The organism is Nocardia aegles, from assembly GCF_052545135.1.
On record NZ_JBQWRI010000003.1, the window covers coordinates 1 to 17,159 of the forward strand.

General features: G+C 70.3%; 17 protein-coding genes. 9 read left to right on the top strand and 8 right to left on the bottom strand.

Annotated features, from left to right (window positions below; all coding sequences use genetic code 11):
• Positions 1-362: 362 nt before the first annotated feature.
• A complete protein-coding gene (locus ACT89H_RS10005) occupies positions 363-1,133 on the bottom strand; it encodes a deoxyribonuclease IV (RefSeq protein WP_445108279.1) in 771 nt (256 codons plus the stop codon).
• Between the two features lie 123 nt (positions 1,134-1,256).
• Here ACT89H_RS10005 and ACT89H_RS10010 point away from each other — a divergent pair, with 123 nt between their 5' ends.
• The 3 genes from ACT89H_RS10010 (at position 1,257) to ACT89H_RS10020 (ending at position 5,938) form a co-directional block, all read left to right on the top strand.
• The gene (locus ACT89H_RS10010; protein ID WP_445108280.1) at positions 1,257-2,402 is read left to right on the top strand and encodes a serine/threonine-protein kinase; all 1,146 of its coding nucleotides are present in this window, start codon (positions 1,257-1,259) and stop codon (positions 2,400-2,402) included.
• A 125-nt stretch (positions 2,403-2,527) separates the two neighbouring features.
• On the top strand, positions 2,528-4,318 hold the full coding sequence (locus ACT89H_RS10015; RefSeq protein WP_445108281.1) for a serine/threonine-protein kinase: 1,791 nt from the start codon (positions 2,528-2,530) through the stop codon (positions 4,316-4,318).
• Between the two features lie 3 nt (positions 4,319-4,321).
• Positions 4,322-5,938, top strand: coding sequence for a serine/threonine-protein kinase (locus ACT89H_RS10020; RefSeq protein WP_445108282.1), 1,617 nt, complete (start codon positions 4,322-4,324; stop codon positions 5,936-5,938).
• 135 nt (positions 5,939-6,073) lie between these two features.
• Here the strand turns inward: ACT89H_RS10020 and ACT89H_RS10025 are convergent, their stop codons facing one another.
• Together ACT89H_RS10025 and ACT89H_RS10030 are read right to left on the bottom strand one after the other, a co-directional pair.
• The gene (locus ACT89H_RS10025) at positions 6,074-6,904 is read right to left on the bottom strand and encodes a GNAT family N-acetyltransferase (RefSeq protein ID WP_445108283.1); all 831 of its coding nucleotides are present in this window, start codon (positions 6,902-6,904) and stop codon (positions 6,074-6,076) included.
• A gap of 90 nt (positions 6,905-6,994) precedes the next feature.
• Positions 6,995-7,228, bottom strand: a complete 234-nt coding sequence (locus ACT89H_RS10030) for a hypothetical protein (protein WP_445108284.1) — start codon at positions 7,226-7,228, stop codon at positions 6,995-6,997.
• Positions 7,229-7,576: 348 nt separating this feature from the next.
• Here ACT89H_RS10030 and ACT89H_RS10035 point away from each other — a divergent pair, with 348 nt between their 5' ends.
• Positions 7,577-8,008 carry a hypothetical protein gene (locus tag ACT89H_RS10035; protein WP_445108285.1) on the top strand — a complete coding sequence of 144 codons (432 nt, stop codon included), beginning with the start codon at positions 7,577-7,579 and terminating at the stop codon, positions 8,006-8,008.
• A gap of 36 nt (positions 8,009-8,044) precedes the next feature.
• Here ACT89H_RS10035 and ACT89H_RS10040 read toward each other — a convergent pair whose 3' ends face one another.
• The gene (locus ACT89H_RS10040; RefSeq protein ID WP_445108286.1) at positions 8,045-9,169 is read right to left on the bottom strand and encodes an acyl-CoA dehydrogenase family protein; all 1,125 of its coding nucleotides are present in this window, start codon (positions 9,167-9,169) and stop codon (positions 8,045-8,047) included.
• A 9-nt stretch (positions 9,170-9,178) separates the two neighbouring features.
• Positions 9,179-10,351 (bottom strand): acyl-CoA dehydrogenase family protein, encoded by a 1,173-nt coding sequence (locus ACT89H_RS10045; RefSeq protein WP_445108287.1) that lies wholly within the window; start codon positions 10,349-10,351, stop codon positions 9,179-9,181.
• Positions 10,352-10,555: 204 nt separating this feature from the next.
• Between ACT89H_RS10045 and ACT89H_RS10050 the strand changes: the two genes are divergently transcribed.
• A complete protein-coding gene (locus tag ACT89H_RS10050; RefSeq protein WP_445108288.1) occupies positions 10,556-11,248 on the top strand; it encodes a hypothetical protein in 693 nt (230 codons plus the stop codon).
• Positions 11,249-11,273: 25 nt separating this feature from the next.
• On the opposite strand, the gene ACT89H_RS10055 is transcribed toward ACT89H_RS10050, so the two are convergent.
• A complete protein-coding gene (locus tag ACT89H_RS10055) occupies positions 11,274-12,188 on the bottom strand; it encodes an SMP-30/gluconolactonase/LRE family protein (protein ID WP_445108289.1) in 915 nt (304 codons plus the stop codon).
• 108 nt (positions 12,189-12,296) lie between these two features.
• Here ACT89H_RS10055 and ACT89H_RS10060 point away from each other — a divergent pair, with 108 nt between their 5' ends.
• Genes ACT89H_RS10060 through ACT89H_RS10075 form a run of 4 tightly spaced genes read left to right on the top strand, consistent with a single transcriptional unit; the run spans position 12,297 to position 15,593 of the window.
• Positions 12,297-13,004, top strand: a complete 708-nt coding sequence (locus tag ACT89H_RS10060; RefSeq protein ID WP_445108290.1) for an alpha/beta hydrolase — start codon at positions 12,297-12,299, stop codon at positions 13,002-13,004.
• A gap of 33 nt (positions 13,005-13,037) precedes the next feature.
• On the top strand, positions 13,038-13,472 hold the full coding sequence (locus ACT89H_RS10065; RefSeq protein ID WP_445108291.1) for a hypothetical protein: 435 nt from the start codon (positions 13,038-13,040) through the stop codon (positions 13,470-13,472).
• A complete protein-coding gene (locus ACT89H_RS10070) occupies positions 13,465-14,772 on the top strand; it encodes a WXG100 family type VII secretion target (RefSeq protein WP_445108292.1) in 1,308 nt (435 codons plus the stop codon). Before ACT89H_RS10065 ends, ACT89H_RS10070 begins: the two co-directional genes overlap by 8 nt.
• On the top strand, positions 14,754-15,593 hold the full coding sequence (locus ACT89H_RS10075; protein WP_445108293.1) for an ESX secretion-associated protein EspG: 840 nt from the start codon (positions 14,754-14,756) through the stop codon (positions 15,591-15,593). Before ACT89H_RS10070 ends, ACT89H_RS10075 begins: the two co-directional genes overlap by 19 nt.
• A 38-nt stretch (positions 15,594-15,631) precedes the next feature.
• Here the strand turns inward: ACT89H_RS10075 and ACT89H_RS10080 are convergent, their stop codons facing one another.
• Both ACT89H_RS10080 and ACT89H_RS10085 read right to left on the bottom strand, forming a co-directional pair.
• Positions 15,632-16,255, bottom strand: coding sequence for a phosphoribosyltransferase (locus ACT89H_RS10080; protein WP_445108294.1), 624 nt, complete (start codon positions 16,253-16,255; stop codon positions 15,632-15,634).
• Positions 16,256-16,267: 12 nt separating this feature from the next.
• On the bottom strand, positions 16,268-17,122 hold the full coding sequence (locus ACT89H_RS10085; RefSeq protein WP_445108295.1) for a carbon-nitrogen hydrolase family protein: 855 nt from the start codon (positions 17,120-17,122) through the stop codon (positions 16,268-16,270).
• Positions 17,123-17,159 lie beyond the last annotated feature (37 nt).

Sequence of the window (17,159 nt, forward strand, 5' to 3'; positions counted from 1 at the left end):
GAGACTTCCCGGGGCCGCGAACACGCAGCGCCGCAGGCGCTGCAAATCAAACACAGCGCATGCGACGTAGTCGCGAGTCTCAGCAGCTGCGCGGCCCACAAAGCCGCGAGCCTCCCCGACCCACCCCACAAGCGGACCGGAAACAGGCAACTATCCCGGGCGCTGCCTCAACAACCTCGCAACGACCGAGACGCACCCAACCCGCCGGGGTGCGAGTCTTACGAGCACCGTTCGCGGCCCGTCTCGCACCCGAGTGACCGAAGCGCATGCGACGCAGTCGCGAGTCTCGGTCGCTCGGGTGCGAGACTTCCCGGGGCCGCGAACACGCAGCGCCGCAGGCGCTGCAAATCAAACACAGCAGATTAAACACAGTGCTCGCGCAAGTACGCCAAGTCCTCCGCGAGTCCGTCAGCGGGAGTCTCCAGGACCACCGGCGCGTCCGCGGTCCGGCACACCTCGGCCAGCAACTGCGGGTCGATGGTGCCGTCGGCGAAGTTGGCGTGCCGGTCGGCGCCGGAGTCGAATTCGTCGCGCGAGGAGTTCAAGTGGACCAGGTCGATCCGGCCGGTGATCGCCTTGATCCGGTCGACGACGCCGATCAGCTCCTCACCGCCCGCCCAGGCGTGGCAGGTGTCCAGGCAGAATCCGGCGCCGTAATCGCCGACCGCGTCCCACAGCCGGGCGATGGAATCGAAATGCCTGGCCATGGCGTGATTGCCGCCCGCGGTGTTCTCGATCAGGATCGGCACCGCGAAACCGCCTTTGTCCTGCTGACGCTCGAACAGTTTGCGCCAATTGTCGATTCCGGTCTCCAGCTCGGCGTCGGAACGCACATGGCCGCCGTGCACCACCAGACCGAACGCGCCGAGTTCGGCGGCCGCCTTCGCCTGCTGGGCCACGGCGTTGCGCGAGGGCATGCGCAGCCGGTTGTTCAGGCTCGCGACGTTGATCTGATAGGAGGAGTGCACCACGACCTCGATCGGACTGGCGAGAATCTCCTCGGTCCGCGGATGCGGGGTCGGTTTGTCCCAGCTCTGCGGATCGACCACGAACATCTGGATGACGTCGGCGCCGAGTCTCTCCCCGAAGCCGATCGGGTCGCTGTCGAGCCGGACGTGTGCTCCAATGCGCATGCGGGCCACAGTACTGGCTGCTACCGACGACAATCGAGGTAGCGCCGCGACTGTTGCATCCCGATGGCTCATCGAGATACATGGGTAGTGTCCGCGCGCTCGACTCGAGAAGGGGGTGTACCGGTGTTGCAGACCGGCGATATCTTCGCGGGCTACGTCATCAAACGCGTTCTCGGCCATGGCGGCATGGGCACGGTGTACCTCGCCCAGCATCCTCGGCTGCCCCGCCTGACGGCACTGAAACTGCTGAAACGCGAACTGTACGCCGACACCGACATCCGCCGCCGCTTCGAACGCGAGGCCGATCTGGTGGCGCGGCTCGATCACCCGAACATCGTCACGGTGTTCGATCGCGGCGCCGAGGACCGGCAGCTGTGGATCTCGATGCAGTACGTGCCGGGCTCGGACGCCTCCTGCGCGGACGTCGACGTGCTCGCGCCTCGGCGCGCGGTGCAGATCGCGGCCGACACCGCCATGGCGCTGGATTTCGCGCACGCGAACCAGGTGCTGCACCGCGACGTGAAACCGGCGAACATCCTGCTGGCGAAGGCGCCGATCGGGCAGCCGGAACGGGTGCTGCTCACCGATTTCGGGATCGCGGGCGTCCGTGGGGCGGAGAGCACGATCGGCTCCGGCACGATCACCGCGACACTCGCCTTCGGCGCTCCGGAGCAGCTGGTCGGCGGGCCGCTGGACGAGCGTGCCGATCAATACTCGCTGGCGTGCACACTGTTCTGGATGCTCACCGGCGCGCCGCCCTATCCGGGCGCCAATCCTGCCGCCGTGGTGAACAGCCATCTCTACGCGCCGATCCCGGTGCTCAGTCGCGCACGTCCCGGCCTGCCGCCCGCGCTGGATCCGGTGCTGGCTCGCGCCATGGCCAAGCGGCCCCAGGATCGATTCGCCAGTTGCGGCGAGTTCGCCACCGCAGCGAAACATGCCCTTGCCGAACCTCACGCCGAGCATCGGACGGCGCCGCACGGCATCCACCCCGACGGGCGCCCGACCGCGCCGACATACCACACGGCCGCGCCGGTTCCGGCGCCGCGGCAACAGCCGATACCGCGGGAAATCCCTCGGCCGTCACCGCGCCCGGCTTTCCTGCCGCCGCGCCGCCCGGTGCCGCCCGGTCTGATCGAATTGCCCGACTTGCCCATGCGCCCGGGCTCGGCGCTGCGACCGCACCAGCAACCTCCGGACCCTCGGCCGCCGCCGGGCGGTCCGGCGCATGTCGATCGCCCGCGCGTCACCACGCTCGACGAGCGATAGGCGAGGCGCGACTACTGCTATGGTTTCGATGTTTTCCGTGGTCGGGCCCATCTCCGGCCATGCGTTCTTTTGCTGTACGCCTGTTCGCCGGTGGGTCCCGGCGGGTGGCGGGAAGTGGAGCAGTCATGCTGGCCAGCGGTGACGTTTTCGCCGGCTATGTCATCGAGCGGCAACTCGGCCGCGGTGGCATGGGCTCGGTCTATTTGGCGAAACATCCGCGGCTGCCGCGGATGACCGCGCTGAAGCTGCTGAATCGGGAGATGTTCTTCGACAAGGAGGTGCGGGCGCGGTTCGAACGGGAGGCGGATCTGGTCGCCCAGCTCGATCACCCGAACATCGTCACGGTCTACGACCGTGGGCTCGAGGACGAGCAGCTGTGGATTTCGATGCAGTACGTCGACGGCATCGACGCCGCCTCGGTGGAACCGAAGTCGCTGCCGCCCGAGCGTGCGGTGCAGATCATCAAGGAGACCGCCGACGCGCTGGATTACGCGCACGGCAACGGCGTGCTGCACCGCGACGTGAAACCCGCCAACATCCTGCTGGCCCGCTCCGGCGCCGGTCGCGGTGAACGGGTGTATCTCACCGACTTCGGCATCGCGCGGCTGCGCGACGACACCGGTCATCTCACCCAGACCGGGACTTTCACCGCGACGCTGGCCTATGCCTCACCCGAACAGCTCACCGGCGCGTCGCTCGATCACCGCTCCGACCAGTATTCCCTGGCCTGCTCGCTGTTCTGGCTGTTCACCGGCACCGGCCCGTTCTCCGCGACGAACCCCGCCGCGGTCATCCAAGGGCATCTGCAGGGCACGCCGCCCGCGCTCAGCGGCGTCCGGCCGGGCCTGCCGTTCGCGCTGGACGGCGTGCTGGCCAAGGCGATGGCCAAGCGCCCCGACGACAGGTACGGCAGTTGCGCGGAATTCGCCGCAGCCGCCAAGCAGGCGCTGACCGGTTCCAGCGTGCCATCGATACCGGTGGTGGGCGGTTCCCGTCCGGTCACCGGTCCGCCGCACCCCACGGCGGGGCCCCGCCCGACGACCGGGCCGCAGATTCCCACCACGGGATCGCCGTATCCGGCTGTGCAGGGCCACTACGTCAGCGGCCCTGGGCACCAGGTGCACACCCCGCAGACCAGCGGGCCGAACGTGCTCGCCGCCGCGCCGTCCGCGCCGGTGGTGAACTCCCGGCCGCGCACCGGTCCCGCGCCGCAGCCGACCGCCGCCAATCCGTACCCCCAGCAGCAGACCGGATTCCCCACCTTCGCTGCGCCGCACGGCGCGCACGCGCATCCTTCGGCCGCACCGCCGCCCAAGAAGAACACCGGCCTGATCATCGGGCTGGTAGTGGGTGTGGTGGTGCTGATCGTGGTGGTGCTCGGCATCATCGGCGCCGTCTCCGATTCCGGCTCGAAAAACGCGGGCACGACGACCACGGCGGTGAAGCCGAATATCGTCGACGCGACCCCGGAGTCGGTCAGCGCGGAGTTCCCGCGGATGGTGCCCGCCTCCCAGAGCGAGGAGGTCGGATACAACGGCGCCGAGTGCTGGCTGGCCTCGCCGAGCTCGCCGCCCTCGCCGTCCAAGGGCGAACCGGACTTCGGCGACTGGGCCGCGCAGTGGCGCTGCTTCAAGGGCGGCAACAACGATGATCCGTATTACCGCATCTACGTCTACAAGTCCCCGGCCGATGTCCAGGCGGTGCTGAAGGGCCTGCCCTCGTCGGCCGCGAAGTCCACCGACACCAACGGCGGAAAGTCCTACACCAACTACAAGTACGTCGACGACGGCGCCAAGATGGTCACCGCGTTCACCGGCGATCCCGATCGGACCCAATATCTGATGTACACCGACGGCTTCTCCCACACCACCGTCGACGAGCTGCTGCGCTGGTGGCGCTCGGCTCCGCTGAACTGACCGATGCTGCACACCGGCGAGGTCTTCGCGGGGTACACCATCGAACGCGTGCTCGGCCGCGGCGGGATGGGATCGGTGTACCTGGCCCGGCATCCGCGGCTGCCCCGGTTGACGGCGATGAAGCTGTTGAACCCGGACCTGTTCGACGACACCGAGTCCCGCATCCGCTTCGAGCGGGAGGCGGACCTCGTCGCGCGACTGGATCACCCGAACATCGTCACGGTGTTCGACCGTGGCGTAGAGGGCGACCAGCCGTGGATCTGCATGCGCTACATCGACGGCACCGATGCCGCCGCGCTGGACGCGTGGACGTTGCCGCCGCCACGGGCGGTGCAGATCATCGCCGAGACGGCCAAGGCGCTGGACTTCGCGCACAGCCGCGGCGTGCTGCACCGCGACGTGAAACCGGCGAACATCCTGCTCGAGCGCGTCGACGGCGACCAGGAGCGGGTCTTTCTCTCCGACTTCGGCATCGCCCGATTCCGGGACGACACCGGACGGCTCACCCAGACCGGCACCTTCACCGCGACCCTCGCCTACGCCGCGCCGGAGCAATTGTCCGGTGCGCCGCTTGATCACCGCGCCGACCAGTATTCGCTGGCCTGCACGCTGTTCCGGCTGCTGACCGGCACGGTGCCGTTCGACGCCAGCAATCCGGTGGCGGTGATCCAGGGACATCTCGGCGCACCGCCGCCCGCGGTCAGCACGCTGCGGCCGGGATTGCCGGTGGCGTTGGACGGCGTGCTGGCCAAGGCGATGGCCAAGCACGCGGCCGATCGCTTCGACTCGTGCACCGAATTCGCCGCCGCCGCGTGGCAGGCGCTCGCCGCACCCGCGGCGTGGCCTCCGCCGAGCCACCCGACCCCGCACGACCCACCGGTCCCCGCAACGGGCGTCAGCCTCCGTCCGGAGCGACGTACCCGGCGCAAAGCCCCGATCGGCGCCGGGATCGGTCTGCTGATGGCGCTCGGCGTCATCGGTGTGCTCGTCGCGGCCTCGTTCCGCGACACCGCGTCCGGCTCCGCAGCACCGACCACCACGGTGCCGACACAGCACACCGACTCCACCACGCCACCAGCCACCACGCCACCGGCCACCAAGCGTCCGACGACCAGCGTGTCGGCCACTACGGACCGGGCCACGATCGGCGCCCGCGCGGCCGAATTGAGCGCCGCGTTCCCCGGCATGCTGCCGGAGACCTCCGCCGAGCGCCTGGTGCACTCCGGAACCGGATACAACAAGGCAGGGTGTTTCGCGCACGCACCGGACTCGGCGACAACGCGCGACCACGACGACCCGGATTTCGGCTCCTGGCTGATGATGTGGAGCTGCTTCGGCGGGCCGAACAAGGCGTCCTTCGACTTCTACCTCTACGGCTCCCCTGCCGACGCGCAGGCCGCGCTCGCCGCGCTACCGGCCAACGATCGCGCTACCGCCACCAACGACAGCGGGCACAGTTACACGAATTACACCCTGCGCGACAGCCGCAATCTGCGCCCGCGAATGGTCACCGCCTTCCACGCGGACCCGGGCCGGGCGGCCATGCTGATGTACAGTGCCGGATTCATAGCCACCGAAGCCGAGTTCATGAATTGGTGGAGATCCGCACCGCTGAATTGAGTCTCCCCAGGGGAAGACGCGAGGGCGGCACATGGACGACACCCGCTTCACCATCGGAGCCGTAGCCGAACGAGCGACGAGTCCGGCGCCGGTGTTCGCTGGGTTCACCGCCGCCTGGCGCACCGTCCTGGCAGGCTATTCGAAGACGTAATGCGCGAACTCGTGTGTCGGGTGGAAGCCGATCGCCCGGTAGATCCGGTTGGCCGTGGTGTTGGCGGTATCGGCGAACAGGCAGACGTCCAGGTTCTCGGCTCGCAGCAACTTCGCGACGTGCGCGGTCACCGCGGAGGCATAACCGTGCCCGCGCGCGTCCGGCGGTGTGTACACCGGCCCGATCCGTGACCAGCCCTGGATCGGAATATGGTGCGCGGCAAGGCTGACCGGCTGACCCTCGCGTTCCCACAACCACCAGCGGCCCGCCTCGACGCGACGCCGGATCGCCGCCTCCTCCAGCCCGGTTCCCGCTCCGGACTCCTCCTGCATGGCCGCCATCCAGTCGATGCACAGCGCGACATCGGATTCCCGGGCGGGCTGCGGCTGCCCGGCCACGTCCGGGATCCGCAGCGCGCCGAGCCGGTGCAGCCGGGCAAGGTAGGACTGGTGAAAGCCTTTCCCCAGTAGTCCACACCAGTACTGGGCGAAAGCCGTGGCGTCCGCGACGACACCTTCGACGCCCCCGCTCTCGGGGACGATCTCGGCCAGCGCGCGGGCCACCGCGGGAATGCCGTCGGGCGGTAGCGCGCCGAGATACACGTCGCGGCCGGCCACCCGCATGGCGGCACCGACCACCGCGGCGTCCTCGTCGTGGACGGAGAGAAACCGCGATGCCCCGGCCGGGGCATCCAAGCCGGTGACCTGGTTGGCGACGCTCGTGGTGAGCACGGTGTGCCGCAGCGGATCGCGCAGCAGGAACGCCCCCGCGACCGAGCGGAACTCGGCGGCGTCGGTGGTGATCTCGATCCTCATACAGATCACGGTAAGCGCCTGTAGTGTTGCGCGCCTTCGTTTCTCACGCCCGGAGCCGGGCCGCTCGGCGAGCGACCGGCCGGTTTCCGGTCAGTCGGCTCCGCCGCCACCCGCGCGGAGTTTGAGCAGAACCAGTCCCGCGGTGCAGGCCAGAATGAGTCCGGCGACCGTGATTTCGACGTGCAGTCCGGCGATGCCGAGCACCGCCCCGACGAGTCCGCCGATGAAGATCAGCCAGGCGAGCGTCCGCGACACGATCGTGGACAGCGAGCGGCCCGAGCGGCCCTTCTGGTTCGACGCGGGATGCTGTGCCGTTGCCGACACGGCATCTTCTGCGGCGCGGGACGAACCACGCCGCGACGCTGTCGAGTAAGCTCCCATCATCTACTCCTCGATGACGCCGATCAGAGAACCACAATCACGTTCTCACACAACGTGTCTCTCATCCTTGAACCGGCGTCTCACGCGTAACTTTGCTCACACACGCTACGACTCCGGCACGCCGGAAGATAGCGACACGTGCCCGCGACACGCCGAAGAGACCAATTCGATATCTGAATCAGAACTGTTTCGGATGCGCCGCCCGGCGCATCCTCAGCGACCACTCGCCTCGCCGGCCCGACCGGCCTCGAGTAAGGTGAGTCCACTCGATACCCACGAGGAGCGTCACCGTTGGAAAGCAGCAGGGCCAAGATCGCCGGTCCGGCGATCGCCGCGGGAGCGGTTTCCATCGGACTTGTCCTGATCGGCGTCTGCGGCGTCGGCAAGCAGGACACCTACGTGCCGCCCCCGCCGCTCGAGGCGGGCGGGTACGCCGAACCCGTTGTCCGTGAAAGCGCCACCGGCTCGACGACGCCCAAGGTCGTCATCCCGCCGTCACCCACCTGGCGGATCGCACCGGCCGATCAGCGGCACCCGACGCCGTTCGCGGGCTTCATGAGCAGCACCACCGCCGAGCCGTCCCCGGGAAATCCGCATGAGGACACCTCGCAGGCGGCAGCGCCGCCGGAGGAGCCGAAGCCGACCGCCGCGCGAGCGCCGACGAGCGACTCGACGGACGACGCGCCCGTACAACTGCGGACGACGCCCCAGGACGACGAATGACGCGGTGGTGCGCGAAACGCACCACCGCGGTCCTGCTTACAGTTCGGGCAGATCGTAGTCAGCGACCCGCGAGCTGAGCACCCGCAGGTGCTCGAGCCCGCCGCCGAGCGTGCGTTCGATCGCGGTCAACCGGGCCACGTAGTGGCTCACCGGGTACTCCGCTGTGACGCCGATGCCACCGTGCATCTGGATCGCCTCCTGTCCGATGTGCCGGGCCGCGCGGCCGACCTGCAGCCGGGCGCGCGACGCGATCACCGGATCGCCTGCCCCGTCCGCCAGCGAGGCGGTGGCGTACAGGCTCATGCTGCGCGCGAGTTCCAGCGAGACGTACATGTCGGCCGCCCGCTGCGTGAGCGTCTGGAACTTCGACAGCGTGACCCCGAACTGCTTGCGCTGCTGGAGGTATTCCGTGGTCAGTCGCAACGCCTCTGCCATCGCGCCGATCGACTCCGCGCACAGGCTCGCCTGCGCGTGAGTCAGCACCGATTCGATCGCCTCGGCCGCGTCCGCGGCGCCGAGCCGCTCGGCGGGCGCGGCGGTCAGCTCCAGCTGAGCGCCGCGCCGGCCGTCCACCGTGCGGTAGGACTTGCGGACCACACCCGGCGCGCCCGGCGCGACCAGGAACAGGCCGACACCGCCCTCGGGCAGCACGGCGCTGACCACGAGCTCGTCCGCGCTGTCGCCGTGCGCGACGGGGTTCTTCACCCCGGTCAACGTGTACGAATCGCCCTGCGCCGTCGCGGTGGTCGCCAGTTCGGTCGCCGGCCAGCGCACCCCGGGCTCGGCGTGGGCGAAGGCGAGCAGCTTCGCGCCCGAGGCCACCTCGGGCAGGATCCGCTGCCGCTGTTCGGCACTGCCCGCCGCGGCGACCAGACCACCGGGGATCAGCACCGCGTCCAGGATCGGTTCCGGCGCGAGCCTGCGGCCCACCTCCTCGAGCACGACCATGGTCTCGACGGGACCGGCGCCGACGCCGCCGTCCTCCTCGGCGAAGCTCAGGCCGAGCACGCCCAGTTCGGCGAGCCGGCGCCACACGTCGCGGCTCCAGCCCAGTTCGGAGTCGACCACCTTCAGCCGTGATTCGGCGTCGTAGGCGCGGGCCAGCAGGTCACGCACCGTGTCGCGGAGCATGACCTGTTCATCGGTGAGATCGAAATCCATGGCGTCGCCTCACAATCCGAGGATCGTGGAGGCGATGATGGTGCGCTGCACCTCGCTGGAGCCTCCGTAGATGGTTGTCTTGCGGTAATTCAGGTAGGAGGGGCCGCTGCGCTGCGCCCAGCCGGGCGAGACGATGTCGTCCGCGCGTACCGGGATGGCGTCCGGTCCCGCGATGTCCAGCAGCAGCTCGGTGACGGCCTGCTGGAGTTGCGAACCGCGCAGCTTCAGCACCGAAGAGGCCGGATTCGGCTTGCCGTCGGCGGAGTTGGAGACCACCCGAAGCTGGGTGAGCTCCAGTGCGAGCAGCTCGTTCTCCAGTTCGGCGATCCGCGCCGCGAACACCGGGTCCGAAAGCAGCGTGCCGCTGCCCGATCTGGTCGTGGCGGCGTACTGCTTCGCGACACCGAGCTTGACCTTGGTCCGGCCGACACCGGTGATGCCGGTGCGCTCGTTGCCCAGCAGGAACTTCGCGTAGGTCCAGCCCATGTTCTCCTCTCCGACCAGCTGGTCGGCGGGGACTCGGACGTTCTCGAAGAAGACCTCGTTCACCTCGTAACCGCCGTCGATCAGTTTGATCGGGCGGACGGTGACACCGGGCGACTTCAGGTCGAACAGCAGAAAGGAGATGCCCGCCTGCTTCTTCCGCGCGCTCGGGTCGGTGCGCACCAGGCAGAAGATCCAATCCGCGTACTGGGCCAGCGTGGTCCAGATCTTCTGGCCGTTGACGATGTAGGAATCACCGTCGCGGACCGCGGTGGTGCGCAGCGACGCCAGGTCGGAGCCGGCGTCCGGCTCGGAAAAGCCCTGGCACCACCAGATGTCCAGCGCCGCGGTGGCCGGCAGGAAACGCTCCTTCAGCTCCTGCGAGCCGAAGTGGGCGATCACCGGGCCGACCATCTGAGCGTTGAACGTCAGCGGCTCGGGCACCGAGGCCAGCTGCATCTCGTCCTGCCAGATGTGGCGCTGCATCGGCGTCCAATCCTTGCCGCCCCACCGCACGGGCCAGTTGGGCACCGCGAGGCCGTGCTCGTCGAGGATCTTGTGCGCGGTGACGATGTCGTCACGGGTCAGCTCACGGCCGGCCCGGACGCGCTCGCGGATGTCGGCCGGGATCTCGGTCCGATAGAACCCGCGCAGTTCGTCGCGGAAGGCGACGTCATCGGGGGACAAGGATAGTTTCATACGCATCTCCCTGCGTGTCTCGTACGTCCGGGTCAAACTTACCCCTCGGTAATGCCCCATTACCGAAGGATCACAGGAGGCGGGACACCGGCGTCGTTCACGGCGTCCGGTTTCACCCTGGTCCCCGGGGACGGCGACCGCCGCGAACTGGTACGTTGCTGCGGGTGGGTCGGGGGCCACAGGGTTCGGTATCGAGGAGAACGAGTGAACGGCAGGACCATCGCACGCGCCGCGGCCGCCGCGGCATCCCTCGGCATCGGCGCGGTGCTCACCTTCTCCGCGCCGGCCACCGCCGACCAGACCCCGGAACCGGTGGACACCGGCCTGGCCCATCTGACCGACATCGCCGGCTCCGACCCGTCCGCACAGGAGGGCGTCGCCGCGCTCACGCGCTACGTCGGCTTGATCGACGCCGCGCGCCTGCGCGAGGTATCCAGCGTGTTCACCCCGTTCTCCTACGCCGCGCCCACCTTCGGCTGCGGCAGCAACGGGCCGATCACCACGATCATCGCCGCCGCGACGACCGAGGGGCCGGGCAGCGGCCGCGACCTGAACGTCGAGCCCGGCGAGCTGCGGTTCAGCGCGACCCCGTCGCACTCCGGCGCTCCCTTGGCCTCCGGTCTCGTCGTCGCCTGGGTGAACGTCAACACCGGCGCCAGCGGCATCGACCCGCTCGACGACGTCACCGAGTACCGCCAGCCCACGTTGTCCAAGACGGTCAACAGCGGACCCGGCACGGTGCTGGCTTCGATGTGGGGCATCATCGACTACCCGTTCGCCCACTGTGTGATGACTCCCACCGTGGGGCTCGTCACGGTCCCGGACAACCCGGCTCCGCCGCCGGTGGCCCCCGCTCCAGCCCCGGCTGCTCCCGCTCCGAGCGGCTCCGGCGGCTAATCCACCCCGTAGCCGGGCGGGGAAGTCAGCTCGGCAGCTGGATTCGCAGCAGAGCGCCGGATTCCGTGCTCGCCGTCAATTGGTCCGGACGGCCGGGGGTGGCGGCTACCGCGGTGAGCGGCTGGCCGTTGCGGACCGCGCAGGTGGCGCCGGTGGTGGGATCGACGCGGACGAGCCGGCCGGTGAGGGTGGTGACGTAGAGGATGCCGCTGGGATCGGCCAGTAGATCGTCGGCGAAGTCCGGGAGACCGGCCGGCTGCGCGGAAAGGTCGGCGACCGTGCTGCGGGACGCGGGCGCGTCGAGCGGGATCCGGACGATCCGGCCCAGCGGACCGCCGTTGGCGGTCACATAGAGCATGCCGTCGTGCACGACCACGCCGTTGGCGGCGGCCGGCCCGGCCGGCTGCGCGCCCCACGCGGTGTCGATGGCGGCGTCCGGACGAACCTTGACCACACCGGACCAGGTCGCCACGTACAGGTTCCCGCTCGGATCGAACGCCGCGCCGTTGGGCATGGTGAAGCCGGAGACGAAGACCTCCGGCTCGGGCACGGCCGCGGCCGGATCGAACCGGAGCACACCGCCGGGACGGCCGACGCCGACCGGCGCGTCGCCGTAGACGACATACAGCAGTCCGTCGGGACCGAGCCGGACCGCGCCGGGGAACTCCACCGGGACGGTCGCGGTGCGTGTGCCCGCGGCGTCGTAGCGCTGCACCTCGTTGCGGTAGAGCCGCGAGACCCACAGGTTGCCCTGCGCGTCGTAACCAAGGTTCTCCGCCCAGTCGAGCAGCGGCACCTGCGCTGGAACGGCGGTGACCGCGACAGCGGGGTCACAGGCGGCGACCGGTGGCGCGGCGTCGGCGGCCGGCGCGAGCACTCCGGCGACGGCCGGCGCCAGGACGGACAGCAGGAGGGCGACTCGACGGCAGCGAGTTCGCAACGCGGGCACCTCCCGCTCGAGTAGGTATGAGTCGCCGCGGATCTTAGCCGTTTCCCGCGCGCAATCGTGCGGTTCCACCCGCGACACGATCTTTGGCACTATCGGTACATGCCATTCTTCGACGGCGCGCGCGGCCGGATGCATTATCGGCGGTGGCCGAGCGAGAACCCGCTGTACACCGTGGTCCTGCTGCCCGGAATCGGTCAGCACAGCGGCCACTACCACCGCTTCGCGCGCGCCTTGCGACCCGCCGGTGAGGTCTGGGCGCTGGATACCTCCGGGCAGGGGCTCAGCGAAGGCGATCCGGAGCAGCCCGGCACGCTGGCCGAGCTGGTGGCGGACGCGGTGCGGCTGGTCGAGCTGGCCGGTAGCGACCGGCCGCTGATCCTGATGGGGCACTCGCTCGGCGCGGTGACCGCGCTGGGCATGCTGGGGGCGGCGGTGCCGGAGGGTGCGGCGACGAGTTCGACGATGCTGGACCGGAACTATCCACTGCGGCCCGCCCTGCCCGCGGACGCGCTGGCCGGCCTCGTGCTGTCGGGCGTCTCGAAACGCGCACTGGGAGGCGGTGTGCCGGGCGCACCGGGAACGCCCCTGCCGCAGCGTCTTCCGGTGCTCGCGGTGCACGGCGTGGATGACCGGCGCGCGCCGATCGACGCGATCAGGGTCTGGACTAGCCGCCACGAATCGGTAGATTTACGGGAGTACATCGACGCCGGGCACGACCTGCTGCACGAGCCGGTGCACGCGCGGGTCACTGCCGACATCGCGGATTGGATACAGGGTGTCGTCGTGGGGTTGGCACGGCATCCGTAACCGCATTTCGGAACAGGAAGGGGGACGGCGCAGATGCCATCGCAGGAGAACGGGTACGGCGGAGAACCGCCCGCGGAGGTCACCGCACCCGGCGTCGACATCGCGGCGCTGAACCGCGCGGTCGACGACGGCTCGCTGTGGATCGACGGCCTCCTGGTCGCCGACGGCGCGCACGAAAGGTGCGCGCGCCGCTACGAATTGCTCGCCGATCGGGTCGACGAGCAGATCCGCATCCTGAGTGGCGCCACCGCGCTGCCCGGCTTCGGCGGATTCGCCTCCGGCGACGCACTGCGCGCGGGATTCGAGCGCAAGGCCGACGGCGCGATCGCGCGACTGATCGAATACGCCGCCGGCGCACGCGAACTCGCTCAGACCTTCCGCGCCGCAGCCGCCGTCTACCAGCAGGCCGACCAGGCGCTCGCGCAGGCGGTCGAACGGATCGACGTGACGGGAGCCGCGCATGCGTGAGATGCCGCGCGCCGGCGAGCGGGCCACCCACCGGCGCACCGACCCCGCCTACGCTCCGAACGTCGAAGTGTTCGACAACCTCACGCACGACGAGATCCACGCCAAGGTCCAGTTGCTGAACCCGGCCGTGCTGGCGGGCGGCCGACAGGCATGGAGCGACGCGGCGGCTCAGCTCGCCGACGCGGTCTTCCAGGCGCACACCGAGATTCGCGCGGCCATCGCCGACGGCTGGCGCGGCTCCGCAGCAAAGAGCGCGGACGCGGTGGTGCGCGTGTTCGAACAGAGCGGCCAGGATCTGGCCGACGTGTTCGCGGTCGTCGCACAGCGTCTCGGCCGAGCGAGCGACGCGGCGGAGGCGCTGCGGGCCGCGGTGACCGAGCCGCCCACCGGCGCACCGGATCTGGGCGCCGCGCTGCTCGACCCGTCCCGTGCGACCAGCAATGTGGAGGGGCAGAAGGCGAGCGAACACGCCCGCCAGGACGTCGTGCGCGCGATGAACGACATCTACGCAGGAGTTTTCGCCCCTACCGGCACCGACGTGCCCGCCTTCCCCGACGAATCGGACCAACCGGCCGCCCCGCCACCCACCGCCACACCGACGAGCAAGATCGTCGGCATCGTTCCGGCCGCATCGGACGCGCAGCCCACGTCGCTCGGCGCACACGCGCCGACGTCGATCCACACGGTGCGGCAGAGCGGCCCACCGGCGTCCGCCGATCCGGCACCCGCCGCGCAGACGCCCGCCACATCCGCCGCCGCTGCCACGCCGACGACCGGCGCCGCGGTCGCGGACGAGACACCGGCCCCGGCCACGCCCCGAGTCGCACCCGCCGCGGCGGCGGCGCTCCCGACGTTTACGGCCGCCGCCGACCTCCGCACCGCGACCACCACCGGGTCGCCGAGCCCGGCGACCGTGCCCGCCGCGGCGACGAGTACGCCCCTGACCTTGCCCGCCGTGCCCGGTGTCGGCAGCCAGGTTCCGCCCGAGGAACAGCGCAAACGCGACGAGCGGCGCAAGAACGACGACAGCTCCGACGCGGCGGTCACCGGTATCGGCGCCGGCGCGATCGGCGGTCTGATGGGCGGCGCGGTCGCCGCCGTCGACACCCCACGCGCGGGTTCGAGCGTGGCCGCGCACGCCGCCGCCGCACGCCCGGCGCCGATCGATGACGAGGACGAGGAGTTCGACCTCGACGATCTCCCCACCTACCTCGAGCCCGCCGACGACGGCGGCGAACTCATCGGGTCGCTCGATCCGACCACACCGCCCGTGCTCGGCGAATGGACCGAGTACGAGTGAACTGGACGCTGACCCCGGATCAGTTCGCACTGGCCTGGTCACGCACAGACGGCGACCGCATTCCCTATCCACTCGCCGTGCGCCTGTCGGCGCGCGACACCGCGGAACGCACCGCGCAGCTTCCGGCGCTCGATCGCTGGTGTGATGAGGTGCTGGACGCGGATCTGGAGGCGGCGCTGCGCGTCCTCGCCCAGCCGGACCTGCGCGTGGAGGTGTTCGGTCAGCGTGCGACGGCGCCCGACCCGGCACCGCCCGAAAACGGCGGTCCCCGCCCGCCTGCGGGCACCGGGCGGGGACCCGAGTCGGCGGCGCGGCCGATCCGTATCCTCGGCGCCGCCACCGGGAACGTCGCGGTGGTCGCGGCGCAGCGCCCCGGCGCGACACCCGATCGCGGCGGCGACGTGCGATTGTTCGCGGGCAGTTCGAAAACCCTGTGCCCGCGGATCGTCTCGATGCTCCCGGAGAACGCCCCCGGCATGCTCCCACGCCTGACCGCTCCCCTGTCCCAGGTCGGCGAGGACAGCCGCAACCTGGTCACCGTTCCGGTCGCCGGTCCGTCCACCCCGTCCCGGATCCGCAAGCTGCTCAGGCAGCCGCGCGAAGGCATCGGCCAGATGGTCGTCTCGGCTCGCCGCGGTGCGGGGGAACTGCGCCCGTTCGGCGTGCTGTGCTGGATCGACGTGGTCGCCGACGGCCGGTACGCGGTGCGCACCGGCACGGACGTCGACGTCGTCGCGGTGAGCGCGGAGCGTTTGGCCGCCCAGCTGCGACCGCTCGTCGCCGCGGCCGCGCGCACCTCGACGGCCTACGCGGGGCGCTGAGCGTCTCGCCCACGCGCGATCGGACCGTCGAAATCTGTTCAGCACAGCAACGCGGTGACCTCGGCGTCCTCGAGCTGATGGAAATCGCGGTACGCGCCGCCGACGCCGCCGAGCGAGCGCGGCACCCACGGGCAGATCGCCTCATCGGCCTCGTCGGCGACCCGGCGCATCGCTTCGGTCGAGGAGACCGGCACGGCGGCCACGACTCGCGCGGGCCGGTGCAGGCGGGCGACCCGGCAGGCGGCCACGACCGTGGCGCCGGTCGCCATGCCGTCGTCGACGATCACCACCGTGCGCCCCGTCAGCGGGATCGGCCGCGATCCACCGCGCAGCACCTGTCTGCGCCGCTCCAGCTCGGCGCGCTCCCGTGCCGCGATCGCGTCGACCTTCTTCGGCGTTATCCCGGTGTGCGCCAGCACATCCTGGTTCAGCACCCGGACCCCGTCCTCCCCGATGGCGCCGAGCGCCAGCTCGGGCTGCCACGGCACACCCAGCTTGCGAACCAGCAGGATGTCGAGGTCACCGCCGATCACCTCGCGTACCGCGGCGGCCACCGGAACTCCACCGCGCGGCAGCCCGAGCACCAGTGGGTCCGACGCGCGTAGGTGTTCCAGATGCGCACCCAGCGCGCGACCGGCCGAGGTCCGATCGGTGTACACCATCGATGTCGAACGCTACTCCGGTCCGCGCTCGGTGATCGCGAATCGACGCAACGCGAGACTCGGGTTCGCCGTGCGCACCTTGCTCAGGTACGCCAGGTCGATTCCGGCGGTCAGCACGCCCGATTCGTCACCGAGTTCGGCGAGCACCGCGCCGGCCGGGTCCACGATCATCGACGCGCCCGCACCCCGGGGTGCGGCCTGGTCGGCGGCCGCGACGTAGACGGTGTTCTCGATCGCCCGCGCCCGCACCAGCGTGGTCCACTGGTCGACCTTGCCCGGTCCCGGGATCCACTGGGCAGGCAGCAGCAGCACCTGCGCGCCCGCCGCGGCGACCCGGCGCACGCCTTCCGGGAAGCGCAGATCGAAGCAGGTCTGCATGCCGAATGTGACATCGCCGACGGTGAAGGTGGCGGGCGCCTCGATCACGCCCGGCTCGACCACGTCGGATTCGAAGTGTCCGAAGGCGTCGTAGAGGTGGACCTTCCGGTACCGGGTGACGAGGGAACCGTCCGGGCCGAGCACGACCAGGGTGTTGCGAATCCGGTCGCCGCCGGGCTCGACCTGCTCCACGGTTCCGGCGACCAGGAACACGTCGAACTCGCGGGCGATCGCGCCGAGGCCGGTGACGAATGGGCCGGTCAGCGGTTCGCCGACGGCGACGACCCGCTCGTCGAGCCGGGTCACGGCGAACATCGCGTATTCCGGTGCGACGACCACGCGCGCGCCCCGTTCGTGAGCCGTTCGCACGTGTTCGCGCACCGCGACGAGGTTCTGCGCCGGGTCGGTCGAAGGGGCGAACTGGACGACCGCCACGTCCAGTTGATCCGGCGGCGCATCCCGGTGCGCGAGCGAGGTGTCCAGTTGCATAGGTCTCACCGTATTGGGGCGGTGGCCGGGACGAACA